8 protein-coding genes are annotated in these 12108 nt (G+C 44.8%); 5 read left to right on the top strand and 3 right to left on the bottom strand.

Features of this window, described 5'->3' with window-relative positions; all coding sequences use genetic code 11:
* Window positions 1-5: 5 nt before the first annotated feature.
* Window positions 6-911: a serine hydrolase gene (locus GFS24_RS22570; protein ID WP_153663526.1), complete on the bottom strand. Its 906-nt coding sequence runs from the start codon at window positions 909-911 to the stop codon at window positions 6-8.
* A gap of 99 nt (window positions 912-1010) precedes the next feature.
* On the opposite strand from GFS24_RS22570, the gene GFS24_RS22565 reads away from it, so the two are divergent.
* From GFS24_RS22565 to GFS24_RS22545, 5 genes are all read left to right on the top strand, one after another.
* A complete protein-coding gene (locus tag GFS24_RS22565; RefSeq protein ID WP_153663524.1) occupies window positions 1011-1535 on the top strand; it encodes an RNA polymerase sigma factor in 525 nt (174 codons plus the stop codon).
* A gap of 50 nt (window positions 1536-1585) precedes the next feature.
* Window positions 1586-2572: a FecR family protein gene (locus GFS24_RS22560; protein ID WP_153663522.1), complete on the top strand. Its 987-nt coding sequence runs from the start codon at window positions 1586-1588 to the stop codon at window positions 2570-2572.
* A gap of 79 nt (window positions 2573-2651) precedes the next feature.
* Window positions 2652-5876 carry a TonB-dependent receptor gene (locus tag GFS24_RS22555; protein WP_153663520.1) on the top strand — a complete coding sequence of 1075 codons (3225 nt, stop codon included), beginning with the start codon at window positions 2652-2654 and terminating at the stop codon, window positions 5874-5876.
* Between the two features lie 18 nt (window positions 5877-5894).
* Window positions 5895-7643: a RagB/SusD family nutrient uptake outer membrane protein gene (locus GFS24_RS22550; RefSeq protein WP_153663518.1), complete on the top strand. Its 1749-nt coding sequence runs from the start codon at window positions 5895-5897 to the stop codon at window positions 7641-7643.
* A gap of 6 nt (window positions 7644-7649) precedes the next feature.
* A complete protein-coding gene (locus GFS24_RS22545; protein WP_153663516.1) occupies window positions 7650-8588 on the top strand; it encodes a phosphodiester glycosidase family protein in 939 nt (312 codons plus the stop codon).
* Between the two features lie 40 nt (window positions 8589-8628).
* Here the strand turns inward: GFS24_RS22545 and GFS24_RS22540 are convergent, their stop codons facing one another.
* Window positions 8629-10989 carry a PAS domain S-box protein gene (locus GFS24_RS22540; protein ID WP_153663514.1) on the bottom strand — a complete coding sequence of 787 codons (2361 nt, stop codon included), beginning with the start codon at window positions 10987-10989 and terminating at the stop codon, window positions 8629-8631.
* A gap of 85 nt (window positions 10990-11074) precedes the next feature.
* Window positions 11075-12022: a glycosyl hydrolase family 18 protein gene (locus tag GFS24_RS22535; protein ID WP_153663512.1), complete on the bottom strand. Its 948-nt coding sequence runs from the start codon at window positions 12020-12022 to the stop codon at window positions 11075-11077.
* Window positions 12023-12108 lie beyond the last annotated feature (86 nt).

Genomic DNA, 12108 nt, shown 5'->3' with positions numbered 1-12108 from the left:
GAACATCACTTCTTCAACACATCCCAGGCTGGTTTCCAGCCACTCTTCGGCTCAAAATAATTCCACAGATAAGCAGATATCTTACGGATCATCACCACCGCTTCATTATCCGCCTCCCAACGTTGATCTTTAATATTTTTCGTTCCCACATAGAACACATAATCCCCATGCGGCGCATTCACTAATACCACTTCAGAACGGGATTCATTCACAGAACCACTTTTCGCAGCCGCCTGTATATAAGGAGGTATCTCCGCCAGCGCCTGTTCATCATAATACCCTTTCGTCATCAACCGGTACATCCTTTCGCTGGCAGACTTACTGATCACTTCCCCCCGATGTATCTTAGCCAGTAAAAAAGACATCTCCCTCGGCGTAGTTTGCCCCCAGCCATAGATCTTACGTATCTCTTCACGTCCCGGAGTACGGGAATTCACACGCGTATCTTTCAAACCATATTGCTCCATTAATATATTCACCTGCTCTCCCCCTCCCGCCAGTTGCTGGTTCCAGAGTGATGTGGTATTATCACTGTAAGCCATCATTAAAGCTGCCAGCACACTTACCTCTGTGGCAGAACTGTCTTTAAAGAACTGCATCAGCCCCGAGCCCCCGTATTTAATAGAATCCCGGTACATCATAGGTTGATGAAAACTCAATTCACCTTTTTCTATTTTAGAAAACAGGCCCACCAGCAGCGGTACTTTTACAATACTGGCTGTAGGAAAAATGGTGTCCCCGTTCAGGGAAGCATATTTACCCGTTTTGAGGTTAAGCACGTAAACACCGGCCGTACCATTAAACCCCTTCACCAACTCCCCTAAAGCCTTTTCCAGCTTGTGATCCACTTTCCGCTCCTGCGAAAAAGCCAAAACAGGAAAACATATCAATAAAAATAAAAATCTTTGCATACCCTTAAAATATAAAAAAGAACAGAGACCCCATAATGATTTTTTAACATCGGAATCTCATATGATTCCCAATCTTTGTTGTATCACAACCTGATTCCAATGATTGAAATTGCTGCACTGAGACAAGGAAGTGAGCCTGTTTTTGAGCAGGTATTCCATGCTTATCAGGATAAGTTATATGGCTATTTCCTCAAACACACGCGTTCTAACATGCTCAGCGAGGAATTAGTGCAAAACACATTTATTAAATTATGGGACTACAGGACCGGCCTGAATGAAGACCTGGAACTGTCTGCCCAGATCTTCCGTATTGCACGCACCTGCATGATAGACCAGATCAGGGAGCGGAAATCCAGGAAACGCCTGACCGATGCTTATGAACAGGAAATAATTCAACTGCAGCAGCTATTGCAGGAATCCAATATAGACTACAAGCTGCAGCTGCAAAAGGAAATATCCCGCATGCCCCCTGTCCGTAAAAAGGTTTTTTTGCTGAATAAAGTGAACGGCCTCTCTCATAAAGAGATAGCCGGGTTATTGTCTATCTCCCCAAGAACCGTGGAAACACACATCCACAAAGCATTACAGCAACTTCGCAAAGCCATGCTCTCCATCCTGTATTAACGAATTGTTACCACTACGTAGTTGCCCCCCTCACATCCGTAGTCTATACGATGTCAAAATTATCCCAGGTTATATACGAACGTTATTTGTCAGGTACCTGTACAAAGGAAGAAGAGTTGCTCGTACTGCAATACTTTAACGAGTTTCCGGAAGAACTGGAAGCGTATATGGACGAAACCAGCTGGGAAAAGTTTGAGCAATATCCTTTGCGTAGCCAACAGGATGTACGGAAAACACTCGCTGCTGTTCAGCAACGTATCCGCAGGAGGAAGATCACCGTTATACGTATCCTAACCGCTACAGCTGCAGCGGCCAGCATTTTGCTTGCCGTATTACTCATCCAACCCGCTGAAAAAACAAAACCAACACAGGCAATAGCAACAGCAGCACCTGAATACATCATCTGGGAAAACAAAAACACCACCCCGGAAACACGTATCCTCGAAGACGGATCAAAGGTAACACTGCAACCACACGCCATCCTGCGATACGGAAATAAATTCAGTGTCCGTACTATATGGCTTACAGGAGATGCCCGCTTCTGGGTAGCTAAAGACAGCAACCGCCCATTCTCTGTGATCTCCCGCGAAATTGTGACCACAGCAATAGGCACCTCATTCTCTGTACAAACAATTAAACAGCATTTACATGTGCGGTTGTTTGAAGGAAAGGTGAGCATTCATAAAATGAATGATAACAACGAAATCGTTTATCTCCAACCCGGTGAAGAACTTACTTACAATAAATCATTTAAAGTTTTAAAGAAAGAAACCACCAAACCGGTTGTTGAAACCTATGCGCTGGATGAAGGAACAGACTTCAAATACAAAAGAGCCCCATTGCAAAAAGCATTGGCTCTCCTGTCTGCCTGGTATAAAGTGCCTATCACAGCAGATAATAAAAGCATTGCAAATATTTACCTGACAGCAGAATTTGATAAAACGGACAAGCTTATAACCATACTGCAAACCATAGCAACATTGAATGATCTCAACCTGAAGGGGAATGACCAGGAAGGATATCATCTTTCCAATTAAAAAATAAAGCGTAAACCAAAAACAAAAGGAAGGTCGGTAGCATTACCGGCGTGGACTTTTATTATCTAAACATACCAACATGAACATGTCTAAAAACAACAAAACAAGATGGCGCTTATGGAGCATCTTTCTTTTGCTATTCACTCCGGGCATATTGCTGGCACAGGAAAAACCAGCCGTTACGGGTATCGTGCAGAACCGCCAGGGCGAAACACTGATCGGTGTATCCGTTCAGGCACTGAACCTGGAAACCGGTAAAAAATACCAGCAGATGACGGATGAAAAAGGCACATTCCGTTTCTTCCAGTTACCATCAGGTACCAAATACCGCTTTACGTTTTCCTACATCGGATACAGCAAATTACAACTGGACAATAACACCATCAAAGCCAACGAAACACTCAGCCTGCTGGCCAAACTGGAAGCCAGCGCAGATTCCCTTTCGCAAGTGGTGGTGGTAGGTTACGGCACACAAAAGAAAGGAGCTATCACGGGAGCTATCTCACAGGTAGGATCAGAGGTTTTTGAAAACCGTCCCCTTACCAATGTGGCCCAGGGTCTTCAGGGAACTATCCCCAACCTGAACATTACATTCAGTGATGGCCAGCCTGGCCGTGGTGCAGATATCAATGTACGTGGATATACTTCTATCAACGGAGGAGGACCATTGATCCTGATAGATGGTACACCCGGTGATATCAATTTAATTAACCCGGAAGATGTGGCATCTGTTACTGTTCTTAAAGATGCTGCCTCCGCTGCTATCTATGGAGCACGTGCCGCATTTGGTGTTGTACTCGTAACAACCCGCAGCGGTAAAAACGGAAAATTACGCATCCGCTACAGTGATAACATTGGATGGAGCACTCCTACCCGTCTCCCCCATGTAATGACAGATGCCCTCGAAGCCACCAAACTGCAGAATGCATCTGCCAAAGGATGGAATGGCGCAGACCAGGCCGGCCTTCTCACCATTATTGATTACCTGCAAAAAAGAAAAGATGATCCCTCCCTTCCTGAACTGGGCGTTAATGCTTCCGGTAACTATATCAAAGGGGCAAACACGGACTGGTACGACGCATTCTATAATGATCAACAGCTTTTCGATAAACATTACCTGAGCGCATCCGGCGGAACGGAGAAATCAGGTTACTTTGTTTCCATCGGCTACCTGAATCAGAAAGGTGCTTTTAAAGTAGCCACAGATGATTACAAACGTTATTCTTTCCGTTTGAAATTAGATCAGGAACTCACGCCATGGTTGCAGCTTTCCAACAACACGGAATTTTTGCAGGGAGATTATGATACCCCCAACAAATTCGTAGACGGTACTTATAATATCTGGCGTTTCCTCGCACTCAATGCCAATCCATACGAAGCTATCAAAACGCCTAACGGAAATTATACCTCCGCAGGGTCCAAAGTATTCGGACAACTGGAACAGGGCGGACGTACTTACAACAGAGACCGTCAGTTTAAAAACACGTTTGCACTGAAGACCAACTTCCTGAATAATTCATTACATGTAAATGCAGACTATACCATCCTTGTAACCCCCCGTAACGTACAAACCCAAAACCTGAAAACCTATTACGAAACCAGGCCAAATGTAATGGTAGCAAACGCTGCCCCGGACTATTACCAGGAATCGAATACAGAAACAATGAATCAAACATTGAACCTGTATGCAGATTATGCCCGTAGTTTTGGCGGACATAATTTCAAAGCGCTCGTAGGTTTTAACCAGGAAATAAATAAGTACAATTACATGTTCGCCCGCAGGGATAATAACATCCAGCCGGGACAAGGCTCTCTGAACCTCACAACAGGAACACCTTCACTGGGAGACAGGAAGAACGAAGTAGCCACCCGTGGTTATTTCTACCGCCTGAATTATGATTACAGGGGAAAATACCTGCTGGAATTCAATGGCCGTTATGATGGAACTTCCCGTTATCCGGATACCAGCCGTTTTGGATTTTTCCCTTCTGTATCCGCAGGCTGGGTTATTTCTAACGAGAACTTTTTCACCGTATCACCTAAGATCATCAGCAGCCTGAAATTAAGAGCATCCTATGGTTCACTGGGAAATCAAATCACCAGCGGCGCATATCCTTATCTCCCAACGATGAGTGTGAGCACCGGCAACGTGATCCTGGACGGCGCTTACCAATTACGTACAGGAGCTCCCGGTCTTGTGCCATTTGCCCTCACCTGGGAAAAGGCTTCCACCTTTGATATCGGTATTGACGTAAGTGCACTGGCTGGCAGACTGAATATGGGCTTTGACTGGTACGACCGCAGAACCACCAATATGCTCACAAAAGGTAAAACATTACCTGCCGTATTAGGAGCAAGCGAACCAAATGAAAATGCAGCAGACCTCTCTACAAAAGGATGGGAGTTTTCTTTAGGCTGGAAGGATAAATTCCAGGTAGCCGGCAAACCCTTCACCTATGCAGTGAACGTTGTATTATCTGACAATACATCACACATCACCAGATTTGATAACCCCGGAAAATTATTGAATGACTTTTATGTAGGCCAGACATTGGGAGAAATTTGGGGATACCGCACAGACGGTTTCTTCCTCACAGATGATGAATACCTGAAACATGCAGACCAGCGTAAAGTATCCAGCATAGAGTATGCACTGGATGGTCATCCGCTTGCAGGTGACGTAAAGTTCTGGGACAGGGATGGCAATAATGAGATCAACCCCGGCGGTAGTTCTGTAGATAACCCCGGAGATCGTTACATCATCGGCAACTCTACGCCGCGTTATGCTTATGGCGCCAATTTCAACTTCGCATGGAATGGTATCGATCTTACTGTATTTTTCCAGGGTATCGGCAAAAGAGATATCTGGCCAGGCTCAACCGCCATCGTATTCTGGGGACCTTACCAGGCTTATTACCAGCCCATGTATGATCACCTGCCAGGTAATTACTGGACACCTGAAAACACGAATGCTTATTTCCCAAGGCTGCGTGCTTACCAGGCTTTATCCAGCGGACGTTCTCTTTACCAGACACAAACCCGTTACTTACAAAATGCTGCTTACACCCGCCTGAAGAACCTGGCACTGGGATACACCATTCCCGGTAAATGGACAAAACACATCGGCATGAATACAGCGAGATTGTTCTTCAGCGGTCAGAACCTTTTTGAATGGACAAAAATGCATAAGGTATTCGATCCGGAAGGTACAGGAAGTGATCCTGACAGCAGTACAAACAGCGGAACTGGTTTTGTATCTCCTTTCAACCGCACCTACACCTTTGGTATTGATATCAATTTTTAATGCGTCAAATCCTCTTATATGTTTAAAAGATATTTACTTTCAGCGTTCGCATTGGCTGCCGTTATCATAACGGGATGCAGCAAAGACTTCCTGGATCGCTCCCCGATCTCTGAAGTAAGTCCGAACCAGTATTTCAAAACACAACAGGACCTTGAAATATACAGCAATGGTTTTTACACCATGCTCCCTAACACCGGCATCTATACAGACGATACACAAAGCGATAACGTAGATCCTCAAACCATCAGTGACCTGATGGCCGGAAGAACGATCGTGCAAAATGATGCTTCCGCCGCCGGCTGGACCTGGACGGAGCTACGGAACATTAACTTCTTCCTGGAAAACTACAACCGCGCACAGATCTCTGATTCTGTAAAAGCACACTACGCAGGTATCGGCCGTTTCTTCAGAGCTGTATTCTATTTTAATAAATTAATGCGCTTTGGTGATGTACCCTGGTATTCAACTTCCCTGAATGCCGGTAGTCCGGAACTTTACAAAGCCCGTGATCCAAGAGTATTGGTAGTAGATTCCATCATTGCAGATCTGAACTTTGCAGTACAGCACGTATATCCTACAAAAAACGTGAGTCGCATTACACGTTGGGCAGCACTGGCACTTAAAAGCAGGGTTTGTTTATATGAAGGTACTTACCGTAAATACCATACCTCACTTGGCTTAGGGTCTTCTGCTTCCGCTTTATTAGACACTGCTGCAGCGACTGCCTTCAGACTAATTAAGGAAGGTGGATATATCCTCTATTCCACCAACAATCCGGGATCAGATTACGGCAACCTCTTCACACAGGAAGCCGCGAATCCTTCAGAAGTGATCCTTTCCAAAGTATATGATAAAACACTGGCACTGACGCATACCGCAAACGGTGTATTTACTTCCGCTACTTTAGGTGCACCCGGTCTTACAAAAGATATGATAGACTCTTATCTTACAGCTGATGGCAAGCCCTTCTCATCTGTACCAGGTTACAACACCATGCCTTTCACAGCAGAAGTAAAGAACAGGGACCCACGTTTAGCTCAAACCATCCGCACACCCGGTTACATCCGGAAAAGTGGTGGCGCTACACTCCTGCCTGATTTTGATAATGCACCAACCGGTTACCAGTGTATAAAATGGGTAATGGGCACAGATCAGGATGGTTATCAAAGTAACACCAATGATATTATCATTTTCAGATTGGCCGAAGTAATGCTCAACTATGCAGAGGCGCGTGCTGAAAATGGAAAGCTGGATCAGGCGGATGTTACATTAGCATTGGACCCCATCCGCAAAAGAGCAGGCCTCCCGCTTTTCCAGTTAAATGGTTTGCAGGCAGATCCCATCTTACTGGCACAATACACCCAAACAACGGATCCCCTGATCCTGGAAGTTCGCCGCGAAAGAAGAGTAGAACTCGCCATGGAAGGATTCCGCAGGAACGATCTTCTCCGCTGGCAGGAGGGATCTGCACTGATAAAAGTTTTCAGGGGCATGTATTTCCCCACACTGGGTTATTATGATTTTAATGGAGATGGAACAAACGATTTTGGTATTTTTGAAGATATGCCAACTCCGCAGTTACCAAATGTAGAGTACGTAATACTGAAGCCAAACTTTAAATTAACGGAAGGAACAAAAGGAAACCTGATCGTACACCCGAATGAAACGAAGAAGTTCGATGAAGGAAGAGATTACCTGTTCCCATTACCGATAAACGAAATGCTTTTAAATCCTAAGTTGGAACAAAATCCAAAATGGACAAAATAGAAATATATGATCACTTTTAGTAAACGTACCCTGGCCCTGATGTTGTTTTGTGGTATCGCCGGCACCTCCCAGGCGCAAAAACTGCACTGGCATCTTTCTCAAAAACACAATGATAGTCTTCCTACATCCATCAGGGTGTACGAAACAACAGATAGTCTGGACGGCCTTCCTTTCCGTGCTTTCTATTTAGAAGCATCCACTTCAGATAAGTCTATTTCCATCGAAGCACGTACCGGCAACGGTAAACGTTATCCGCCGGAAACTTATGCAAAAATGGAAAGCGGTAAAGTATACGCCGTGGTAAATACCACCTTCTTTTCTTTTGCCGATAACAGTTCCCTGAACATGGTCGTAAGCAAAGGAAAAACAATCGCCAACAATAAAATGACAGACACCATCAAAACATTCGATGGTCAGAAGCAGGTGATCTATCCTACGCAAGGTGTGTTTGGTATTATGCCAGACGGTAAACCGGATATCGCATGGGTATATCCTGCCGGCAAAAACAAGGAAGCATATGCTTATGATGTGCCCAATTCACCGATCAACGGCATATGGGCCAAACCGGGTACAAAAACCGGCAAACCCTGGAAAGCTGTTGAAGCATCAGGTGGCGCCCCTGTATTATTGCCTTACGTAAGCAGTGTGCAGGAAAATCGTTTCGCCTGGCAGGAACTGGATAAACATCCACGTACTGCTATTGGTTATACTGCAGATAACAGGGTGATCATTTTAGCCGTAGAAGGTCGTCATGCCGGAGTAGCAGAAGGCGCTACCTTATTACAACTCTCCCGCATTATGAGAGCATTGGGTTGTGTGGAAGCGCTGAACCTGGATGGCGGAGGTTCCACTACTTTGATGGCAGGAAATCAACCTACCATCACACCTTCTGATAAAGGAGGTCCAAGACCGGTACCAGCCGTATTGATCATAAAAGCTAAGTAAAAAAAAGGGCTGTCTCAAATTGAAGACAGCCCTTTTTTTATTATTTACAGGGAATATACACATCAAACACAGCCCCTTCATTAAGATGGCCACTGGCCTGGATAAAACCCTGATGATTCTGAATGATCTTTTTGCAGATAGCCAACCCAACACCCGAGCCCATGTAATCAGACTGTGCGTGCAGCCGTTGAAAAAGATCAAATATCTTATCTGTATAAGAGGGATCAAAACCGATCCCGTTATCCCTGAAAGAAAGTTTGTAAAAGCTGCTGTGCTTTAGGCTTTCTTTTGCCGGAAGCGCACTTCCCTCTACTTTCTCTACAGAAATTTTAATATGCGGAGTACGATCAGGATGGCGGTACTTTAGTGAATTATTAATGAGGTTATCAAACAACTGGCTCAACTGAAAAGGTATCCCCTGCACAACAGGTAACATATCTACCTCTACAACAGCACCATAATTTTCTATAGATTCACTGTTGACAGCAATAGCTTCCTTCGCTGTATTATTCAGGTCCACTGCTTCCAGGTTTTGAGCAAAAGAAGATGCTTTTGAATAAGTGAGCAGATCTTCTATCAGATGCTTCATACGGGAGGCCGCCTGGATAGACCTTCCCAGGTAATCTCTGACTTTTCCCGGTAACTGAGGTCCGGCGTTTTCAGCAATATAGTCACTATAGAACTGGATCTTCCGCAAAGGCTCTTTCATATCATGCGCAGCCACATAAGCAAACTGTTCGAGCTCCTTGTTCTGGAATTCGAGTTCTCTTGCATACTGATTGATCTTGTCCTCTGCCTTTTTCTTATCAGTGAGGTCACGTGTTACTTTGGAGAAACCGATCACATGATCATCCCCATCATGCAGGGCAGTGATCACAATACTTCCCCAAAAACGGGTACCATCCTTTCTTACCCGCCAGCCTTCCTGTAAGGCCTTCCCTGTTCTGGATGCTTCATTGATCAACTTTTTCGGCAGCCCATTCTCCCGGTCTTCCGGCAGATAGAACAACTCGAAACTCTTACCAATTATTTCGTAATCTTTATATCCTTTTATTTTTTCCGCTCCCTTGTTCCAGTTCTGAATGATCCCTGATTTATCCATTAGCAGGATGGCATAATCCTCCACTTCTTCGATCATTCTATGATACCGCTCTTCACTCCTGCGCAGATCAATGGTCCTTTCTTTTGATCTTTCTTCCAGGGCCTCTGCCACAGCACGGTAATTTTGTTCACTTTCCCGCAGGGCTTCCTCTGCTTGTTTCATTTCAGTAATGTCCGCCAGCATATTAATAGCCCCCTTCAGTTCTCCCTCCTCATTAAATAAAGGACGGGGATGAGGTTTTACATGCCGCGTGGTTCCATCATGACGCACAACAATGATTTCCACACCGGATACGGGACGCCCTTCTTTTAAGGTAATAGCCATAGGGCAATCCTCCAGTGCCATTTCAGTTCCATCTAAATTATAGATCTTCCAGGAACCGCACCAAAGGTCTTTTCCTATTTCCGGTTTCCGCCCCCAGAGTTCTGCTGCTGCTTTATTGAACAACATGATCCTGCCTTCTGCATCTGTAGTATAGATAGCTATCGGCAGGTCCTGAATTAATAAACGGTATTCTAATTCCTGCCTTTCTATGGTCTTCACCAATCTCGTGCGATCTGTAATATCTATTGTAAAACAACGGGTATGTTTAAACGCTCCGTTTACCCGGAAAACATTGGAATGAATATGCACCGTTTTCACCTCTCCATTCTTATGGCGCAGGCTGGCTTCGTATTGTTGCAGCGTTTCATTCTTGTTTAACCGTTCCAGTATATCATTGATCGCGTCCTCCTGAACATGGAATTCAGAAATATGACGGCCGATATATTCTTCCTTTTCATAACCCAGCATATCCAGTTCCGCCTGGTTAGCCCAGATAATAATGCCATTGGCATCTACCCAATGCAAACCGATGGCCGCATTTTCCACATAGTCCTGCAACTCTTCCTTCCAGGGAATTTCCTGGTAAGAATTAACGATTCCTTTAATAAGTCCTTGATTATCAATAATGGGAGCAATATTGATCCGTACCATGATCTTAGACTGGTCCGGCCTTTCCATGATCAGGTCCCAGTCCTTGCGGGGTAATCCATCTGCCAAACACGCTGCCATAGGGGTTTCTGCATGTGGTAAAAGTTTACCGTCAGGATAATAATACCTGTAAGCACCACAAAACAGTTCCCCAGATTGTGGTATTTTTCCCCACAAACGGGTTGCCTGGGTGTTATACTTCTTCACTCTACCATTGGCATCACAAACACAAACTCCTACAGGTAATAGTTCGAGAAACTGCGTTGGAATGTTTTCTGTATCGGCTACCAGGGTATCTAAAGGGACATTATTCAATTCCGGATCCATATGCAGAAATTAAGAAATACCGGCTCCCGACTGACGTGGTGAGAGCCTCCTTATCCATTTATGCGATCAAATGATATGCCACTCCTTATTTTCCGGCTGTCTGAATCACTCCCAGCAAAGCATCTGCGCCCTTAGCATCCTGCTTCAATTCCCATATCATCACCCCCGCCGCCTTATTTTGCCTGGCAAAAATTACCTTCTCCCGGATGGATTGAACCCCGTTATAATAGATCTTCCCACCACCATTCACGGTTACACTGTCCGTATCCTTTGCCCCCGGATATTGTGCAATGATCTCTTTGTAATGTATACTTTCCGGCGCATTGGCGCCAAAACCATATCCATAAAAAGGAAGCCCTATCAGCAAACGCTCCGCAGGAATACCACGCTTAGTATGATAATAATTAAAGTCCGCCATCGCCATGGAAACAGGAGAATGCGGTCCCGGACGGGAAAGGTTCCATGGCCCCGTTTTGTCGTAAGACATGATATTGATGAAGTCGAATTGCTGCAACGTAACATCATTGATCTTATTGGAATTCCAGGAAGCCAGCGCAGCCGTCATCAGCTTTTTCTTTGGTTTCAAGGCAGCAGACAGTTCATTGATGAACACAGCATATTGCGCATTGATAAGATCATTCTCCAGGTCTACATCCACCCCGTCAAAATTAAAGTTTTCTGCCAGTGCGGTTAGTTTTGAGATGAGCACAGCCCGTTTATCATCTTTTAACAGCTCCCCGATATGTGCCGGCGCACCTCCTCCCCCAATAGAAAAGAATACACGTACATGCTGACTGTGCGCTTTATCAATCGCCTTCCGTACATTTTCACTTACGGAAAAATTACCCGCCGCATCCGGGTTAAAAAAAGCCAGGTTCAGATCTGTGATCTTACCCAGATCGATCATTTCAATATCCGTATGCCAGTTGTTATTATAACTGTGCAGGTATCCCAATACGCGGAACTTCGGCTCCTGTGCTATAACAGTAACAGATAACAACAGAAAGCAGGAAAGGAAGGTAAACCTCTTCATAGATAGAAAGTATTAAATGAAAAAACTAAAGAGGTTAAGAGAGCAGGATAAAAATAATCCTTCCCCTTTTCAATTCCAAATGGCCG

The sequence above is a fragment of the Chitinophaga sp. SYP-B3965 genome, assembly GCF_009647655.1.
Classification (GTDB): domain Bacteria; phylum Bacteroidota; class Bacteroidia; order Chitinophagales; family Chitinophagaceae; genus Chitinophaga.
The sequence above is the reverse complement of the archived record's forward strand: the minus strand, read 5'-3'. Positions and strand labels throughout refer to the sequence as shown.